The organism is Limnohabitans sp. (assembly GCF_044373035.1).
Taxonomy (GTDB): Bacteria; Pseudomonadota; Gammaproteobacteria; order Burkholderiales; family Burkholderiaceae_C; genus Limnohabitans_A.
Window position 1 is genome coordinate 1 of the sequence record NZ_JBILQU010000003.1, and the last position, 17517, is coordinate 17517.

The window sequence follows — 17517 nt, forward strand, 5'->3', positions numbered from 1 at the left end:
AGGACTGTGCACGCTTTGCACCGGTGTAAGGCAACAGCCATGCAAAAGCCTCCAGAAAGTTATTGGCGACCGCCACCCATAAAAGGGGTGTGAATGCATCAACGCATGCGGCTTGATCGAGCGTCGCAACGAGTCACGAATCGATGTGCGAGATACACCAATGCGTTGCGCCAGTTCCTCCTCAAGCAAGCGATCCTCAGGCAGAAAACTCCCATTCATGATGAGATCACGACTATTGTTATGGGCAAGGCTTGCTGGCACGCGTCATGGCATCAATTGAATAGGCTTCATGGAATTTGTATACATTGATAAGTTGCAAACAAGTTGAAAGCAGTTTTATCCAGAAATTTCATGGCATTACCCGCAAATTACGCGTTTTTTATAAGTGGTTTCCCTTGTTCTTCCCATTTCCCCCACCTGCGGCTCAATTGATTGTGTACATTGAACAGAAGTTGTTCTCATCAAGGAAGTCAATGAGTGCCCATGTTTTGATTGCTGGTGCTGGTCCTGTGGGTTTGATCAGTGCTTTGGTTTTGGGCCAAGCGGGTGTTTCAGTGACTGTGGTGGAGGCGGCTGATGACCTCAATAGGGATATGCGAGCTTCTACATTTCATCCACCCACGTTGGACATGCTGGCCCGGTTTGGGTTGACACCCAAACTGGTTGAACAAGGTCTTGTGGCCCGCTACACACAGCAACGTGATCGCCAAGATGGTGTGATTGCCGAATTTGATTTATCTCTCCTCAAGGGACACACCGATCACCCTTTCCGCCTCCAATGTGAACAATGGAAATTGGCGGATCTGCTGAAGCAGGAGTTGGACCGCCTGCCCCACGTCAAACTGCTTTTCTCAACCCGAATGGAGTCGGTGACACAAAACTCTGGCAAGGTGACTGCCACAGTTTTGACCGAGGGCCAAAGCCACCCATTAAAGGCCGACTACATGATTGGCGCTGACGGCGCTTGGAGCGCTACCCGCCGGGCGCTCGGGATTGATTTTGAAGGCTTGACGTACCCGGAACGTTTTTTGGTCATCTCCACTGACTTTGAATACGCCGATCACATGACTCGTCTTTGCTATGTCAATTACTGTTCCGACCCCCAAGAGTGGTGTGTTTTGTTGCGCGTTCCCAGCCTTTGGCGGGTGCTTTTCCCAACCAAAGCAAGCGAATCCGATGAGGAGGTCATAACGGATCAGGCCGTCCAAGCCAGGTTGCAAAAATTGCTGCCCCAGCCACAGGTTTACAACACTGTGCACCGCACGCTGTACAAAGTTCACCAGCGCGTGGCCAAATCGTTTTTACAGGGGCGCATTTTTTTGGCGGGTGACGCAGCCCACATCAACAACCCACTGGGGGGAATGGGCATGAATGGGGGTGTTCACGATGCCATGAACCTGACCCAAAAACTGTTGCAGGTCATTCAGCATGGTGCATCTTTGGACTTGATGGACCGCTACGAGCGCCAGCGCCGCACCATCGCCATCGATTACATCAATGCCAGCACCGCACGCAACAAACGGGAAATTGAAGAGCGCGACCCGGTGGTTCGAAAACAAGTGCAAGCCGAGTTGCACGCCACGTGTGTGGACCCCATCAAAGCCTTAGATTATTTGCGCAAGTCATCCATGATCGAAGCTCTTGAACGTGCCCAGGCCATCGCATGATGCACAACGGTCTGTCTCAAATCAGTCAAGCATCGCGCCGCAGCCTGTTGGCAGCACGCTTGCGTCAAGGTGAGCTTGTAATTGCGCCGGGCGTATTCGAAATGATTTCCGCCAAGATGGCCGATCGCATGGGCTTTGATGCCCTATACATGACCGGTTACGGTACTGTCGCGTCTTATCTGGGTTTGCCTGACGCAGGTTTGGCCAGCTATACCGACATGCTCAACCGCGTGCAGCAGTTTGCGGCCATCACCACCACGCCAATGATTTGTGACGGCGACACGGGTTATGGGGGGCTGCTCAATGTCATGCACACCGTGCGAGGGTATGAACGCGCTGGAGCTTGCGCTATCCAATTAGAAGATCAGGAGTTCCCCAAAAAATGCGGACACGTGCTGGGACGCCGGGTTGTTCCTGCACAGCAAATGGTCGAAAAAATTCGCGTGGCAGTCGAAGCTCGAAGTGATCCCGATTTTCTGATCATCGCCCGAACCGATGCCCGCACCACGCTGGGTTTGGATGAGGCTTTGCGCCGGGCTGAAATGTACGCCAGAGCTGGGGCGGATTTGCTGTTTGTGGAGAGTCCAGAATCATTAGAGGAAATGCATATCATATGTCGAACTTTCGATTTACCCATGGTGGCCAATATGGTTGAAGGCGGTCGCACGCCTGTCCTGAGTCGGGCGCAATTGGAAGAGGTGGGGTTTGGCCTGGCCATATTTCCTGCGACCGCTTTTTTGGCAGCAGGCGCAGCTTTTGAGTCGGTTTATCAAAACCTCAAGCAAACCGGTTCTTCTAAAAGCGGCGCAACACCCTTGCACGAATTCGTTGCGTTTTCCAAGCTGATGGGTTTTGATTGGGTGCAGGCTTTCGACCAGCGCCATGCAGAAAAAGATGAAAAAGATTGAGCCACCGATTGACAAAAATGCCATCGTCCGACCCCAAGGCTTGGGTGGCATCTGTGGCATTGGGGCCAAGTGCGCCTAGATCTTATTTGCTGAATGTTTTTGATAATCAACAAAAAACACGCCGACGTGATGACGCGCGATGAGTTCACCACACAACACCAGGCCATCATGGCTTGCATCTGATTCATGGACCACCTCGGATATCGCAAAAAATTAGGCACCTTGGGCCCATCGACCAACACCATTGTCCAACCCGACTTTGATGATCTGCGGCCCGTTGGGGTGACCAACCATTACAGCCGCATCGCCATTCCAAACGATCCGGTGACCGACGATGCCGGCTTTCTGAAATTGGTCAACAGCATCAATGAAGCCACGCTGGATGCCGTTGATGTGCTTCGCTCCTGTGAGATGGACTACTTGGTCATGGGCATGTCGGCGGCGACTTTCTGGAATGGACGAAAGGGTGCCAACGATTACCTCAATATGATGCAAGACAGGTCACAGGTTGGCGTGTCTTGTGGCTCCTTTGCGACGGAGGCGGCACTGAATGTTTATCAAGCCAAGCGCATCGCCTTCATGTCACCTTACTTCGAAGTGGCCAATGCTCAAGTCAGGCGGTTTTATGAGGACTGTGGCTTTACCGTGGTGCGCGACCTGTGTTTGCGTCGCCCCAGTCCGGTTCAGATCGCCCACTCCAAAGACGACATATGTCGTCAAGCCATCTTGCAGCTTGACGGTGACGATGTGGATGCGATTGTCCAGGTGGGCACCAATTTGTCCATGATCCGAATGGCTGCGGCCGCTGAACTTTTTCTGGGCAAACCGGTCATCGCCATCAATACCGCCACTTATTGGCATGCATTGAGGGCCCTGGGCTTGCAGGACAAAAAAGCGGGATTTGGCACTTTGATGGAATTCCATTGACTGGCTAATGCACCGCTTTTGTCAATCCTTTTGTTCGTTGATTTTGTTCGTTGAATTAGAAAATGAGGTCACTTATGCGCCGTCGCGAAATTCTTGCCTCTGCCGCTGGCCTTGGACTTGCGTGTTCTGGTTTGCCTGCCTTGGCACAAAGCCCCGCTTATCCATCCAAAACGGTGCGCATCGTTGTGCCCGCCTTGGTGGGCAGTGCGGATGTTTTTGCCCGCGCCATGGCCCAGCGACTGACCCCGGTGTTGGGCCAGACCGTCATGGTGGAGCAAAAGCCCGGCGCGGGCACCAACATTGGCAATGACTTTGTCGCCAAAGCAGCGCCCGATGGCCACACCCTGCTGATCAATGGTTTGCCGCTGGTGACCAACCAGGCGCTGTACGCCTCATTGCCCTACAACACCATGCGCGACTTGGTGCCCGTGATTGAGGTGGCAGAAGTCGCCAACGTAGTCACGGTGCATCCCGGATTGGGCATCAACTCTTTGAGTGAATTGGTACAACAAGCCAAGAGTGACCCGAATAAATTCAACCACGGCACACCCGGCGCGGGCAGTTCCGGTCACTTGGCGGCAGAGTTGCTGGCCGTCAAGACCGGTGCCAAATTCACACACGTACCTTACCAAGGCAACGCCCAAGCCACCAATGACCACTTGGGCGGCATTTTGCAGATGGGTTTTGTGAATTTACCGGTCGCCCTGCAGTTCATCAAGACAGGGCGCTTGAAAGCCTTGGCGGTCACCAGCGCGCGACGTTCCGCCTTGTTGCCCGATGTGCCCACCGTGAACGAGGTTCTTGGCTTGAGCGACTACGAGTTGGTCGGTTGGTTTGGTATTTTGGCACCGGCCAAAACCCCGCAAGAAGTCATCCTTCGATTGAACACAGAGATCAACAAATTGATGCGCGACCCGAGTTTTGTGGAAGTGATTCGGGCTGCCGGTGGTGACCCCCTGGGCGGCACCCCTGCCCAATTTGAATCGCGCATGCGCCGTGATGAAGCAAGGTTGAGCGAAGTGATTCGAATTTCGGGAGCCAAAGCGAATTGATCTCAACGGCGCACACTGTGCGCCGTTCACACACTGGCCGGTTATCTTGGCTGGTGTGGAGGGTCACTGGGTCTTGGTTTTCGCCCATCGTTGCCCGTTATGCCAACATGGCGCATCACGGCACCGCCTTGGGCGCAAGACCACTGGCCTGCACCACCTCTTCTGTCGACAGGCCCAGTGCGCCCAGCACTTCGTGGGTGTGTTCACCCAGTTGGGGAATTTCTGGATCAACCTGCCCCGGCTCAAGCTTGAACTGTATGGGAATACCCAGCTCGGTCACCATTCCACCACCAAAACCAGACTGCTCGACCTCGATGCGCATGTTGCGAGCGCGTACCTGGTCCCGTTGCAAAGCCTCGTGCAGGCCGCGTACCGGTGCCCAGCAGACGTCGATGGGGGAAAGAAACACTTCCCAGTGCGCCAGCGGCTGCAATAAAAATGTCTGGCGCAGGAAATCTCTTACAGGCACCTGCCCAGGGCCGGGCGGCAGGCGGCACAAGGCAATCAGATCAGTACGATCCAGCGCGGTCAGCAAATTGATGGCGAACTTGATCTCGCTGCCACCCAGGGTGAGGAACTGGCCGTCAGCGCATTCGTAGATGTTGTAAAAGGCGTTGCCGCCAAAACCTCGCTCGTTGGCCAGCACCAGGTCGCGGTCTTCGGCAAACACCGGCCCGACCACGTTGACCAGCCAGCTCTGCAGGCAATCTTGCATCGAGATGTCCAGATAATCTCCAAGACCTGTGCTTGCCCGGCGCAGCAGCGCCATCAGCACGCCGTTCATCGCCATCAACGATCCGGCCATATCGGCCGCTGGGATATTGGGCAAGGCTGGACGCCCGTCGCTGCCACGGTTCAAACTGACAAGGCCACTTTCCGCTTGAATGCTGAGGTCGTGCGCCGGGCGCAGAGCCATCGGCCCGGTCTGGCCGTAGGCCGCAATCGATGCATACACGATGCCCGGGTGCAGCGCGCTGACCTGGCTGTAACCAATGCCTAGCCGCTCGACCACCCCGGGGCGGAAAGACTCGACGATGACGTCGGCCGATGCCGCCAAGCGAAGGAAGGCGGCCACGCCCTCCTTGCGCTTGAGATCGAGCACGACGCTTTTCTTGCCCCGATGGGTGTTGCGAAACCACACGCTGGCATTGCCCTGGCGCGCGCCGATCTCCCGCGTGGGCTCTCCTGCGGATGATTCGACACGGATCACCTCGGCACCATGGTCGGCCATCATCATGGTGAAGTGGGGACCCGGCAAGAACTGCGAAAGGTCAACCACGCGTATGCCTTCTAGCTTCATACCACGCCCTGCCCACGGAGTTGATCGATCTCGACATCGGAATAACCCACTGCAGCGAGCAATGCCCGACTGTCAGCGCCCAGCATCGAGCACACGCGCCCAGGCAGCCGCTGGCCGTCCACACGCACAGGATTGGCCAGCACGCGCTGGTTCGGTGCCTGCGGGTGCGGCAAGTCTTGCACCATGCCCACCCGCTGGGCAAAAGGATTGTCCAGCGCCTGCGGTACGTCCAGCACCGGTGCAAGCGGCAACCGACCCGCCAGCTGCGCCATCCAGTGCGCGCTGGTCTGGCCACCCATGGCTGCGTCGAGCAAGGCACTGAGCGCCTCGCGGTGCTCACGGCGGGTGACCGCAGTGGCAAAGCGCGGATCGGTCAACCACTCGGGGCAGCCCACGCCATGCGCCAGCGCCTCCCAAAATTTTGGGGTCATACACATCACGAACAACCAGCCGTCAGCGCTACGCACCAGCTGGCACGGCACGGCTGATGGATGGGCCGAACGCGGCATGCGCTGCACCACATGGCCGGTATTCAGGTACCAGGTAGCGGGGTATGTGAGCTGCGCCAGCGCGACGTCAAAAAGGCTGATATCCAAGTCGCAGCCTCGACCGCTACGCGAAGCGCCCACCACACCTGCCAGCAGAGCCATGGCCGTGGTCAGGCCGGTCATGTAATCGACCATGCTCAACCCCATGCGAGCGGGCGGGCCGTCAGGCTCGCCGGTCAGGTGCAGAAAACCCGCCTCGGCCTGCATCAAATAATCATAACCAGGCCAGCCCGAGCGCTCGTTGTCGCGTCCATAGGCCGAAAGATGGACACACACCAGTTCCGGTCTGTGCTTGCCAAGCGCAGCATAGGTCAATCCTAGTTTGTCGGGCTGGTCGCCGCGCAAATTGTTCATCACCGCATCGCAGGTCGGCACCAGGCGGTGCAGCACGGCCTGGCCTGCGGCACTCTTGAGGTCCAGTGTGAGGCTTTTTTTGTTGCGGTTAAAGCTCTGGAAGAACTGGCTGTCTGGTGAGGCCGGGTCGGTGCCAAGCAGGAAAGGGCCAGTCAGGCGCGAGACATCTCCGCCATCGTGGGGGTTCTCGATCTTGATGACCTCGGCACCGAGGTCGGCCAGCATCATGGAACCGTAGGGACCGGCACCATATTGTTCGGCACTCAGTATGCGCAGACCTTGCAGGGGGAGGCGGGGGTCCATGGCTCAGATGCGGTGACGCTCAATGAGCTGCTTGGCGATCACAGTGCGCAGTATCTCGTTGCTGCCCTCTCCGATGCACATCAGCATGCTGTCGCGGTAGTAACGCTCAATTTCGTACTCGACCGAATAACTGTAGCCGCCGAAAATGCGCATCGCCTCCTGGGCGCAAAAGACACCTGCCTCGGAGCCCGCCAGCTTGGCCACGGCCGCCTCAAGATCGCAGCGCTCGCCGGCATCGTATTTCCGCGCAGCCTTTTCAATCAGGTGCTTGGCACCCTCAACTTGGGTCACCATGTCGGCCAGCTTGAGTTGCACCGCTTGGTGGTTCCAAATCGGCTTGCCAAACGCACTGCGCTCTTGGGCGTAACGCAGCGCATGCTTGAGCGCCCCTTCGGCAATCCCGGCGCCGCGTGCGGCCACGTTGATGCGGCCCAGCTCCAAGCCGCCAGCGGTGTGGACAAAGCCCTTGCCCTCAACGCCGCCGAGCAGGCGGTCAGCGGGCACTTGGTAGTCTTGAAATGACAACTCGCAGCTGTCGATAGAGCGGTAACCCATTTTCTTGAGCTTGCCGGTGACCACGAAGCCTGGGCCCTTTTCGGCGATCAACAGGCTCATGCCCTTGTGCCGGGGCTCGGCCTGCGTGTCGGTCTTGACCAGCAACAAGGTGCCGTGGCCGTGCAGGCTGTTGGTGATCCAGGTCTTGCTGCCGTTGACCACGAAGTGGTCGCCATCGCGCCGAGCCACGGTACGTATGGCCTGCAGGTCGGAGCCAGCATTGGGCTCGGTTAGTCCCAGGCTGCCTCGGAACGCACCGGATGCCATGCGCGGCAGGTAGGCGCTTTTTTGCGCCTCGGTGCCGTTGCGCTCGATGGCCGCGGCCATGATCAGGTGCGAATTGAAGATGCCGCAGGGGGCCATCCATATCGAGGACACCTTGGTCACAATCTGGGCATAAGTCCAGGCCGACAGTCCCAGCCCTCCGTAAGCCTCACTGATGGTGGCACCAAAAAGGCCCAGTTCCTTCATCTGCTCGACGATGTCTTCGGGGTACTCGTCGGCCAAGTCGAACTTGCGCGCCACGGGGCGCAATTCTTTTTCTGCCCAGACTTCGATGGCGTCAATCAGGGCCTGGTCGTCATCGCTGATTGTTGGGGTATTGTTAGTGGTCATGTCGGTTACTCGTTGGGTGGGTAGCTGGGTTCAATAACCCGCTTTGTCTTCAACACTGTGGCCCTGTTTGGCCACCAGGATGGTGCGCTCGAAAGTACACACCACCTCACCCCGTTGGTTGCTGCCGGCGGTGCGCACAGTGACCAGCCCAGCCGTGGGACGGGAGCTGGATTCGCGCTTGGACAACACCTCGGTCTCGGCATAAAGCGTGTCTCCGGCAAACACGGGGTGGGTCATCTTGATGTCGGTCCAGCCCAAGTTGGCGATCGCCTTCTGACTGACATCGCTGACACTCATGCCCACCAGCACGGCGAGGGTGAATGGGCTGGCCACAATGCACTGACCAAACTCGCTGTGTTTGGCGTATTCCTCGTCGAAGTGCATGGGATGCTTGTTCATGGTCAGCAGCGTGAACCAGATGTTCTCGGTCTGCGTCAGGGTCCGCCCTGGCCGGTGTTCATAAACATCTCCGACCATGAAGTCTTCGTAGTAGCGACCGAAGGATTCACGGTAGCGGTTTTCGGCGATCTGCTTGGACAGTTGGACCATGGACGTCTCCTAATAAGGGTGCGCGTCAATTTGCGCGTTGAAGAATGCGCTCAGCGCGCCTGAGCAGGGGTGTATCCACCATCCTGCCCTCGTATAAAAATGCACCGTGACCACCTACTGCAGCGGCGCACACGCCTTTTGCCCACAAGATCTCGACTTGCGAGGGCTGAAAAACGCCATGCATGGGTGCAATCTGGTTTGGGTGTATGGCCGCCTTACAGTCGAAGCCCATATCGAGCACACGGCGCGTCTCCTGCACCAAGCCAGGCTCATCGGCAATGGCAATAAACGGCACATCCCAAGCCTGCAGGCCCCACGCCCGCGCCGCATTCACCAAGCGGCCACGCGCGCTGAGCAGGCCATCCCAGTCAAAGCGTGCACCCAACTCCATGGACAGGTCGGCACCGCCCAACATCAACGCCGACAGGCGGGGGGCGGCATGCCGGGCGGCGGCTGCGATCTCGGTGGCGCGCTCAACGCCCAACGGCGTCTCCACCAATGCCACCAACTCGGTAAACGCCTGTGGCAACCACGCATGCATGGCCTCTAACTCATGCGACGATTCGGCCTTGGGAACCAGCAACACATCCATGTGAACACCGGCCTCAGCAATGGCCATCACATCGCGCAGACCGACCAGGGTCTTGCTGGTGTTGATGCGCAGGCCCAAGCGCGACCCGCCGCCATTCCCCTTGGCGCGCCCAAGCAGGTAGGCCATGGCAGCGTTGCGCGCCGCGTCCTTGCGGTCGGGATGGACCGCATCTTCTAAGTCGATACAAACTACATCAGCGCCACTGGCCATGGCCTTGTCGAAACGTTCCGGCCGTTCGGCCGATACAAAAAGCAGTGTGCGAGGAAGTGTTGGCATTGAAGTGCACTGTATCTGAAATATGTCCGGACAAGTATAGGATCTCTAGACGCGTGCCGTCAAGCTAGGGGCTTTGTCTTGAGGGGCTTTTTCATCACGCGCTTTGTCTTTGCTTTTTTGTCTGATGTTGACATGATGGTGACACCAACAGCGGCGAAGAATGAAAAAAATGTCCGAACAAACAACTTCGCATGTCCGCATGCTTGCTGGGCCCAGGCCTGTCGTTTAGCGGGCGTCTGTTGACCCTCAACCAGCATCCGGACTACCCACACCTGCAATCGTGCCGCATTGCATTGGCTCGAGTGGATGGACTATGTGGCGTACGGCTCACGCGTACCGGCAGCACCCACGAAGCGCGGGCAGCCGACTCATTAGGCGACGTCGGGAGACCGATGGACAAATTGCAGATGCAGCAAAAAGCTCGTCAGCTGAAGGGTGGTAGCAGTGCGGTGCTTGGACGCATCACAGCCTTGCTGGACGTCTCCCTTGGCCTGCAGGCATAGGAAAATGAGGATGAATGCACGCCCATCCCACGAGCCCTGTTCACTCCGATTAACCCACTTCGCCACACAAATACGACTATTTGCCCATCATGTACTGGGGCAGCCAGGTGGCGATCTGGGGGAATACCACCACCAAGACGGTGGCTACGAGCATGATCAGGAAAAACGGGATGGCAGCACGGGCAATGGTCAAGATGCTCTGTCCGCTCATGCCCTGCAACACAAACAAATTGAAACCCACTGGAGGACTGATCTGGGCCAACTCGATCATGATCACGATGTATATGCCAAACCAGATCGGATCGAAACCCGCGGCCTGCACCATGGGCAGCACCACGGCCGTGGTCAGCACGATCATCGACACGCCATCGAGCGCGCAGCCCATTAACAGATAGACCACGGTCAGAGCTGCAATCAGCGCGTAAGGCGTCAGGTTCAGCGCCACCACCCATTCGGACAAGGCTTTGGGTATTCCGGTGAAACCCATCGCCACGGTCAGGAAACTCGATGCACCGAGAATGAACATGATCATGCAGCTCATGCGCAAAGAGCCCGACAGACTTTCGACGAAGGACTTTCGGTTAAGTGTGCCTCCGAAAGCTGCAATGCACAGCGCGCCCAGCACACCAAATGCAGAGGCTTCGTTCGCCGTGGCCACACCGGAGACCATGGACAGAAACACAAAGATGACCAGCAGCAACACCGGGATCAACTGACCCGAGGCCTTGATGCGCTGGCCCAATGTCATTTGCACCGATGCCTTGGGTGTCTTAGTTGGATTGAGCAAGGCCCATACGATGATGTAACCCGAGAACATGCACAACAGCATGATGCCGGGAACGATGCCCGCAAGAAACATCCGGATGATGGACACGTCGGCTGCCACCGCGTACACGATCATTGCGATCGACGGAGGGATTAGGATGCCCAAGGTGCCCGCGCCACATAAAGAGCCCAACATCATTTGCCGGTCATAACCACGGCGTTCTAACTCGGGCAGGGCGATCTTGGCAATGGTGGCGCAGGTGGCCGCAGACGACCCAGACACTGCACCGAAAATGCCACAGCCCAGCACGTTGACGTGCAGCAGGCGGCCTGGCAGTTTGTCTAACCATGGCGCAAGGCCAGCGAACATCTGCTCGGCCAGACGGGTACGAAACAAGATCTCACCCATCCAGATGAACATGGGCAGCGAAGCGAGTGACAACGACGAATAGGTGTTCCAGTAGGAGGTCACCAGGTTGATGTCGGGCCGCGTATTCGAAAAGAAGGCGACCCCGGCCCACGCCACAATGCCCAAGGTGATTGAGATCCAGATGCCGCCTGCCAACAACAGAAGCAAAAGGGCGATAAGCAAAGTAGAGGTGGCCATGGATTCAGTGCTTGGAAGCATCCTCAAGCGTGAGCGGGCGTTCTGCGTGCAGGCTTTCAGCCGGGGCCCCCAGCGTGGTCACCAACTCGTCGACGATGGCGACCCAAAGCAGGGTCACGCCCAACAAGAAACTGGACTGCGGTATCCAGACTGCGATTTCAATCATGCCTTGCGAGGTCTCCTCGGAACGCCAACCAGACCACAGGTAACCCGTTACCGAGTACACCATGTAACTCACGAACACCAGTGCCACCAGCAGGCAGCCAATCAGGACCGGCTTGCGAACCAAAGCAGGCATGCGGTCCACGATGAAACCGACCCGCACCATGTCGCCGCGCTTGAACGTGGCAGGAAGCGCGAGGAAGCCGGCCGCCGCACAAAACCAACCCACAAGTTCGTTGGCGCCGGTGATGTAACTCCCCAGCTTGCGGAAGGCCGATTCACCGATCATCAGCAGGAAAATACCGATGATGAAAAAGGCCGCCAGCACCAGGCTAGCGTTGTAAATGTGGTTGAGCAGTCGGCGCATGGCTTGGGTGGGTCATTGCGGCTTATTTGCCGATTTCCTTCCGGTAAGCTGCCAAGGCGGCAACGGCTTCGTCACCCATAGGCTTGGCGTAGACCTCCCACAGCGGGTTGGTGCGCTTGACCATTTCGTCGACCATAACCTTGGGTGCTGTGGCAATGTTCATGCCGTTGGCCTTGAGTTCTGCCACCTTCTTCTCATGGTCTTGCTTGCTGTTTTCCCAGAATGTGGGCTCCAGCTCTTTGGCCACTCGCTCCAGGATTGCCTGTTGCGCCGGCGTGAGCTTCTTCCATGTATCCAAATTGATGGACATGACGTTGGAGGCCCAAATGTGGTTGGTCATGTAGCCAAACTTCATGAAGTCCCAGTATTTTTGCGCCACTGCCGTGCCTGCCGAGGTGGGAATGCCATCGAGCATGCCCGAGCCCAGTGCTTGCAAAATCTCCAGATTGTTCATTTGCACCGGCGTCATGCCCAGTCGGTTGATCCAGTCAGTGGTAAGTCTGTCCAGGCTGCGCATCTTCATGCCCTTGAGGTCGTCCACGGTGTTCACCGGCTTCTTGACAAAGAAAAACTGATTGGGCCAAGGCACGATGTACAGCGCTTTTTGGTTGTTCTTGGCCAAGATGCCTTCCCAAACCGGGCGGAAGTACTTGTGCATGGCCTTGAGCTGGTCGTAGTCACCCACCAAGAAGGGCAGGGTCTCGACGGCCATCACGGCACCCCTACTGGCATTTTGAAACAAGGCAAAGTCGCCCATGGGCACCACGCCCTCACCGATCGAACGCAGCGACTCATTGGCCTTAACGCCCAGCGAGCCTCCCGGATGGGTGGTCATGACGACTTCGCCCTTGGTCTCTTGCTTCACGCGCTCGGCAAACCGAGCCGCGTTGAGCGAGTGGAACTCATTGGGGCCCCAAGGCACCGAAATGTCCAACTTGAGCTGGGCGCTGGCACTCAAAGAGGCCAGAGCTAACATGCCCGTGGCCAAAACAGGACGGAGCCACCGCCCGAAGGAAAAAAGTTGACGCATGTAAACCCCCACAACACGATCGTTAAACCCACGGGGTTGGAATACGCAGCAACGCACCCACCCCACCCTTTTAGGTGTACAGGCGGGAGCCGAAACAGACCCGCACTGGACCCAAACTACTCTGTATCGAAACGCAACTTCATGTTAACAATATGTCCGTACAACTGTAAATGGATATTTGTAAGTACTTACCCGATTTAGATCAAAAACCATAACCCGGCAGGGCCAGCCAAGTCAGCTCAGCCGTGACGCCTCAGGGTAGATGCGTAGGTAAACAACTGGCCCTGATAGAGAGAATGCGCCACCACGACCAACCGGCCACTGAGGTCGAAATAGTTACGGGTGGTTTGGAAGGCTGCATCAGCGCTCGCGACATGCAGCAGTTTGGCCGAGTGTTCGTCCAGGTTGATGGCATTAAAGGCCTGCTCGATGCGGTCCAGACGTGAGGGATCGACCGTGGCCACAATTTCCTGCGCAGCACTGTCCGGGCCCAGCAGTCTGCGCGCCTGCGCCTTGGTACGCACCGCCACGTAAACATCCACCAGCGCCAGTGGACGCACATCGTTGCGCAGGTAACGTATAGACCGCACCCGGATACATGGCAATTTAGCCATCAGGGTGATCTGACTGGCGAACTGGTTGGCGTTGGCCGCCATTTCCTCCCCGCCCAGCACCTGCAGCCGACTGGCGCTGCCCTGCTGCATCAGGTCGTCAATGCTCTGAATGCTCTGCTCGTAGTGCACCGGTGGCGTGCGGGCAACAACCGTCGAGCCCGAACCTTGGCGGCGTTTGATCAGCCCACGCTGCTCGAGCTGGCGCAGCGCCTCGCGTGCCGTGTGGCGACTGACGCCAAAGCTCTCGCACAATTCGCGCTCAGTGGGCAAGCTGGTGCCCACGGCATAACGCGCATCCTTGATTTTTTCGGCAAGCGCGTGGTACATCTGACGGTAAAAAGGTTCACTGGTCATGGTGTCGGTGAGTGGTGTCAAGGATGAAAAAAGGGACAACGGCCAGCTTGATTTTTGCACAAGCTGGGATCACAATATGTACGGACAAGCAACTTTATCCTCTATGCACCACGCCACATACCACGAAGTCGTCGACACGAAAGCGCTGATGCAGGCATTTCCGGTCGGCGACGCCTTTATGGCCAAATTCAAGGGCATGGGTGTCGACGAACTGCGCGCGCACCAAAATAACCTTTTCACGCGCCAGCTTCAGCGCGCCTGGCAACTCCCCTTTTATCAGCGTCTATGGGGTCGGGCCGGCTTACAGCAAGGCGACATCGTCAGCGTCGATGACATTGCTCAACTACCCAGCTTTGGCAAAGACGAGGTGATGGAGGCCATTGAGCGCCACCCGCCGCTGGGCGACCACCACGGGCGAGACATCCCCATTGACGGCAAGATCCACCCCATGATCCTGCACGCCACCAGCGGCACCACCGGACGACCGCAGCCGCTACTGTTCAGCCCGCGCACCCGGGAAGTGCATGCCTTGATGCTGGCACGCGCCTACCAAATGCAGGGTTTGCGGCCCACCGACATGGTGCACTCCGTCTACGGACACGGGCCCGTCAATGGCGGGCACTATGTGCGCGAGGCGGTCATCCACCATACCGCAGCCATGTTCTTTGCAGCAGGGACCGGTGTTGAGACGCCCTCAATCAAGCAGGTCGAATTTATGCGCGACCTGGGCGCCACCGTTATCGTGGGTTTTGCCGACTACATCAAGCGCCTGGCCGATGTGGCGCGCGAACAGGGCTTGGAGCCTGGCCGCGACATTCCTGTGCGCATGATCTCCGGCCATCTGGCCAAGGATGCGCGCCAGGCCCTGTCTGAGGCATGGGGTGGGGCCGAACTGTTTGATTGGTATGGGGTGGGTGACACGGGGCTGATCGCCGCCGAGGGAACCGACCACGACGGCATGCATGTGATGGAAGACGCGCACTGGATCGAAATATGCGACATCGAGACGGGATCCGCGATGCCGCACGGCGAGGTCGGTGACCTGGTGGTCACTTGCCTGTTCACAGAAGACATTTTTCCCATCATCCGCTTCAACACCCACGACCTGACCCGCCTTTTGCCTGGCGCATCGCAGCTGGGACTACCTTTTCGACGCATGGAGGGATTCTTGGGGCGCAGCGACAGCATGGTGAAGCTGCGCGGCATCAATGTGTTTCCGCAGGCCCTGTCTTCCATACTGGCCGACATGCCGGGATTTCGTGGCGAATACCTGTGCGAACTTTCGCGCGATGCCAATGGACGCGAGGACCTCATGGTCAAGATCGAATGCTCGTTGCCGGCAACTGAGGCCCTGTCGCAGCAGTACCACGAACGGTTGAAGCACCGACTCGGGGTCGACGTGCAGGTGCAGTTGTGCCCGCTCCAGTCGCTGTCGGAGCTGACAGGCGTTGAGACGCGGCAAAAACCGGTGCGCTTGCGCAAGCTCGTTTGAGCCCAGTGGCGACACACCCCCTGCTGCTCGCCAGTGCCAGTGAGCAGGCACGCGCGGTGTTGTCAGGCCACATCAGCGCCGAAGACCTGCTGCAGTTGCAGCTGCAAGCGATTGACCACTGGCAACCAGCTCTCAACAGCTACATCGCCCGCACACCGGCAACTACCCCGGAGAAGGGATTTTCCCTGCTGGCGGGCAGCAGCTTCGCGGCCAAGGACAACTTCGATGTTGCTGGCCTGCCCAGCGCCTCGGGCCTGCGGGCCTTGTCGCGCATGCCAACGCGCGATGCCACGGTGGTGGCGCGCCTGCGTGCGGCGGGCCTTTCGTGCTTGGGGAAACTCAACATGCACCCTATGGCCCTGGGTGCCAGCAACCACAATCCCGACTTCGGCAACTGCTTCAATCCGGTGGGCGCAAGCTTGACGCCCGGCGGCTCCAGCGGCGGTTCGGGTGCGGCCGTGGCTGCGGGTCTGTGTGGCATTGCACTGGGCAGCGACACCATGGGTTCGGTGCGCATTCCTGCCGCTTACTGCGGTGTGGTCGGCTTCAAACCCAGTCACGAAACCCTGGGCCTAGACGGCATCGACACCTTGTGCCGTTGGTTGGACCATGTCGGCCTGCTGGCCCGCAGCGTGGAAGACATCACAGCCGCGATGCTCATCACCGCGCCGCAGCTGCCACCGGCGCATTCGCCCGTGGCAAGACGCTGGCGTGTCGGCGTGGTGCAGGACCTGCCCGCACTCGGTGCCAGCGAGGCAGTCTGTTTGGCTTTTGGTACCGCCATCGGGCAACTGCAACAGAGCTTACCGATGGACGTGGTGCCGCTGCACTTGGCTGCCAGCCAGCTTGGCGCCAGCCGCCGCGCCGGCCTGCTGCTGTGCGAGGCCGAACTGCACCACCGCCTGGTCCCGCTGCTGCGCGATCGCCCCGATGCACTGCCCACCGACCTGCTGAACATGATGCACTACATCGAACGCAAGTCGGCGCTGGACTTGGGTCAGGCCCTGGCGCAAGTGGCGCGCACCGGTGAACAGCTGGACACCCTCTTACGAGGGCTTGACGCAGTGCTGATGCCCACCGCACCGCAGGTGGCCTTCGCGATGGACATGCCCCCGCCGCCAAACCAGGCCGACTTCACCGCCATGGCCAATATGAATGGTGCGCCCGCCATCAGCCTGCCCTTGCCCGTAGCCCCAGGGGCCTTGCCGGTCGGTCTGCAGGCCGTGGGTCAGCGTGGCCACGATTTGGCGCTGTTGCAACTGGCCGTCTTGCTTGAACACGCTCTGAAACCCACTCCGACGCGCAGCCCCTGAGCGCACCCCACACCCGCAGAAAGAACTTCATGCCCCATCCTGTATTGCGCCGTGTGCCCCGTGCCGAAATGACGCCCCGCCTGCAAAGCGAATACGACGCCGCCATCACGCTGCGCGACGACGCCACCATGCAGGAAGTGGGTGCCAATGCGCCCGAGTTAATGGCTTGGTACCGGGACGAGTTTTACGGCAAACTTTTCTACAGTGGCCGGGTCGACATCCGCAGCAAGGAGTTGCTGCGCTACCGCTTGTCCATGATGCATGGCTGCGCTTTTTGCAACAAGGGCAACCGGGTGGCTGCCAACCAGGCCGAGGTGAGTGCGGAGCAGTTGGCACACATCTTGGACGAGAACCACGCATGCTTTTCCCCCCGCGACCGCGCCGTGCTGCGGGTGGCGGACCAGATCGTCATGACCAACATGCATGGCCAACTCGACGCTGCGCTGCACGCTGAACTCAAGCCCTTCTTCGACGACGCCCAAATATTCGAACTTGGCATGGTCGCCGGCATCCTGACCGGCATGGCTAAATTTATCTTCGTCTACGACTTGGTCGAGAAAGAAGCCAACTGCCCGATCGTGCCGCTGTAAAACAACGGCTTGGCCCTCAAGCCGCCTGCGTGGCCTATGCCAAGGGCTGTGGTGTCACGCTGCAGACGCTCAGG

Annotated in this window: 17 protein-coding genes; 7 read left to right on the forward strand and 10 right to left on the reverse strand. The window is 58.5% G+C overall.

The features are described 5' to 3' along the window. The coding region (locus tag ACIQ47_RS00795) for a GntR family transcriptional regulator (protein ID WP_396436429.1) at window positions 1–219 on the reverse strand (219 nt) is incomplete at its 3' end. 254 nt (window positions 220–473) lie between these two features. Between ACIQ47_RS00795 and ACIQ47_RS00800 the strand changes: the two genes are divergently transcribed. The 4 genes from ACIQ47_RS00800 to ACIQ47_RS00815 all read left to right on the forward strand — a co-directional run bounded on the left by ACIQ47_RS00800 (window position 474) and on the right by ACIQ47_RS00815 (window position 4554). After that, window positions 474–1667, forward strand: a complete 1194-nt coding sequence (locus ACIQ47_RS00800) for an FAD-dependent oxidoreductase (protein WP_396436365.1) — start codon at window positions 474–476, stop codon at window positions 1665–1667. After that, window positions 1664–2575, forward strand: coding sequence for an oxaloacetate decarboxylase (locus ACIQ47_RS00805; RefSeq protein ID WP_396436366.1), 912 nt, complete (start codon window positions 1664–1666; stop codon window positions 2573–2575). The genes ACIQ47_RS00800 and ACIQ47_RS00805 overlap by 4 nt, the downstream gene beginning before the upstream one ends. Window positions 2576–2761: 186 nt before the next feature. Then, window positions 2762–3502: a hypothetical protein gene (locus tag ACIQ47_RS00810; RefSeq protein WP_396436367.1), complete on the forward strand. Its 741-nt coding sequence runs from the start codon at window positions 2762–2764 to the stop codon at window positions 3500–3502. A gap of 74 nt (window positions 3503–3576) precedes the next feature. Continuing rightward, entirely contained in the window at window positions 3577–4554 is a 978-nt protein-coding gene (locus tag ACIQ47_RS00815) for a Bug family tripartite tricarboxylate transporter substrate binding protein (RefSeq protein ID WP_396436368.1), read from the forward strand. Window positions 4555–4669: 115 nt separating this feature from the next. Here the strand turns inward: ACIQ47_RS00815 and ACIQ47_RS00820 are convergent, their stop codons facing one another. From ACIQ47_RS00820 to ACIQ47_RS00860, 9 genes are all read right to left on the reverse strand, one after another. Further along, on the reverse strand, window positions 4670–5854 hold the full coding sequence (locus tag ACIQ47_RS00820; RefSeq protein ID WP_396436369.1) for a CaiB/BaiF CoA transferase family protein: 1185 nt from the start codon (window positions 5852–5854) through the stop codon (window positions 4670–4672). Then, entirely contained in the window at window positions 5851–7059 is a 1209-nt protein-coding gene (locus ACIQ47_RS00825; protein ID WP_396436370.1) for a CaiB/BaiF CoA transferase family protein, read from the reverse strand. Before ACIQ47_RS00825 ends, ACIQ47_RS00820 begins: the two co-directional genes overlap by 4 nt. 3 nt (window positions 7060–7062) lie before the next feature. After that, the gene (locus ACIQ47_RS00830) at window positions 7063–8229 is read right to left on the reverse strand and encodes an acyl-CoA dehydrogenase family protein (protein WP_396436371.1); all 1167 of its coding nucleotides are present in this window, start codon (window positions 8227–8229) and stop codon (window positions 7063–7065) included. Window positions 8230–8259: 30 nt separating this feature from the next. Then, a complete protein-coding gene (locus ACIQ47_RS00835) occupies window positions 8260–8778 on the reverse strand; it encodes a MaoC family dehydratase (protein WP_396436372.1) in 519 nt (172 codons plus the stop codon). Window positions 8779–8803: 25 nt separating this feature from the next. Continuing rightward, window positions 8804–9646, reverse strand: coding sequence for an HpcH/HpaI aldolase/citrate lyase family protein (locus ACIQ47_RS00840; protein ID WP_396436373.1), 843 nt, complete (start codon window positions 9644–9646; stop codon window positions 8804–8806). Window positions 9647–10225: 579 nt separating this feature from the next. Continuing rightward, window positions 10226–11521, reverse strand: coding sequence for a TRAP transporter large permease (locus ACIQ47_RS00845; RefSeq protein ID WP_396436374.1), 1296 nt, complete (start codon window positions 11519–11521; stop codon window positions 10226–10228). Between the two features lie 4 nt (window positions 11522–11525). Next, a complete protein-coding gene (locus ACIQ47_RS00850; RefSeq protein WP_396436375.1) occupies window positions 11526–12050 on the reverse strand; it encodes a TRAP transporter small permease in 525 nt (174 codons plus the stop codon). Between the two features lie 22 nt (window positions 12051–12072). Beyond that, window positions 12073–13026, reverse strand: coding sequence for a TRAP transporter substrate-binding protein (locus ACIQ47_RS00855; RefSeq protein ID WP_396436376.1), 954 nt, complete (start codon window positions 13024–13026; stop codon window positions 12073–12075). 293 nt (window positions 13027–13319) lie between these two features. Continuing rightward, window positions 13320–14048, reverse strand: coding sequence for a GntR family transcriptional regulator (locus ACIQ47_RS00860; protein ID WP_396436377.1), 729 nt, complete (start codon window positions 14046–14048; stop codon window positions 13320–13322). A gap of 7 nt (window positions 14049–14055) precedes the next feature. On the opposite strand from ACIQ47_RS00860, the gene ACIQ47_RS00865 reads away from it, so the two are divergent. From ACIQ47_RS00865 to ACIQ47_RS00875, 3 genes are read left to right on the forward strand one after another with little or no spacing between them, the layout of a single operon-like run. After that, window positions 14056–15540: a phenylacetate--CoA ligase family protein gene (locus ACIQ47_RS00865; RefSeq protein WP_396436378.1), complete on the forward strand. Its 1485-nt coding sequence runs from the start codon at window positions 14056–14058 to the stop codon at window positions 15538–15540. Between the two features lie 5 nt (window positions 15541–15545). After that, complete coding sequence (locus ACIQ47_RS00870; protein WP_396436379.1) at window positions 15546–16853, forward strand: amidase; 1308 nt, start codon at window positions 15546–15548, stop codon at window positions 16851–16853. A gap of 29 nt (window positions 16854–16882) precedes the next feature. Beyond that, window positions 16883–17443, forward strand: coding sequence for a carboxymuconolactone decarboxylase family protein (locus tag ACIQ47_RS00875; RefSeq protein WP_396436380.1), 561 nt, complete (start codon window positions 16883–16885; stop codon window positions 17441–17443). Window positions 17444–17517: the final 74 nt, after the last annotated feature.

What these genes read in the sequence shown, in the direction of transcription:
- ACIQ47_RS00800 (WP_396436365.1), top strand. Translation starts at nt 474, where the DNA reads ATGAGTGCCCATGTTTTGATTGCTGGTGCTGGTCCTGTGGGTTTGATC.
- ACIQ47_RS00805 (WP_396436366.1), top strand. Translation starts at nt 1,664, where the DNA reads ATGATGCACAACGGTCTGTCTCAAATCAGTCAAGCATCGCGCCGCAGC.
- ACIQ47_RS00810 (WP_396436367.1), top strand. Translation starts at nt 2,762, where the DNA reads ATGGACCACCTCGGATATCGCAAAAAATTAGGCACCTTGGGCCCATCG.
- ACIQ47_RS00815 (WP_396436368.1), top strand. Translation starts at nt 3,577, where the DNA reads ATGCGCCGTCGCGAAATTCTTGCCTCTGCCGCTGGCCTTGGACTTGCG.
- ACIQ47_RS00820 (WP_396436369.1), bottom strand. Translation starts at nt 5,854, where the DNA reads ATGAAGCTAGAAGGCATACGCGTGGTTGACCTTTCGCAGTTCTTGCCG.
- ACIQ47_RS00825 (WP_396436370.1), bottom strand. Translation starts at nt 7,059, where the DNA reads ATGGACCCCCGCCTCCCCCTGCAAGGTCTGCGCATACTGAGTGCCGAA.
- ACIQ47_RS00830 (WP_396436371.1), bottom strand. Translation starts at nt 8,229, where the DNA reads ATGACCACTAACAATACCCCAACAATCAGCGATGACGACCAGGCCCTG.
- ACIQ47_RS00835 (WP_396436372.1), bottom strand. Translation starts at nt 8,778, where the DNA reads ATGGTCCAACTGTCCAAGCAGATCGCCGAAAACCGCTACCGTGAATCC.
- ACIQ47_RS00840 (WP_396436373.1), bottom strand. Translation starts at nt 9,646, where the DNA reads ATGCCAACACTTCCTCGCACACTGCTTTTTGTATCGGCCGAACGGCCG.
- ACIQ47_RS00845 (WP_396436374.1), bottom strand. Translation starts at nt 11,521, where the DNA reads ATGGCCACCTCTACTTTGCTTATCGCCCTTTTGCTTCTGTTGTTGGCA.
- ACIQ47_RS00850 (WP_396436375.1), bottom strand. Translation starts at nt 12,050, where the DNA reads ATGCGCCGACTGCTCAACCACATTTACAACGCTAGCCTGGTGCTGGCG.
- ACIQ47_RS00855 (WP_396436376.1), bottom strand. Translation starts at nt 13,026, where the DNA reads ATGTTAGCTCTGGCCTCTTTGAGTGCCAGCGCCCAGCTCAAGTTGGAC.
- ACIQ47_RS00860 (WP_396436377.1), bottom strand. Translation starts at nt 14,048, where the DNA reads ATGACCAGTGAACCTTTTTACCGTCAGATGTACCACGCGCTTGCCGAA.
- ACIQ47_RS00875 (WP_396436380.1), top strand. Translation starts at nt 16,883, where the DNA reads ATGCCCCATCCTGTATTGCGCCGTGTGCCCCGTGCCGAAATGACGCCC.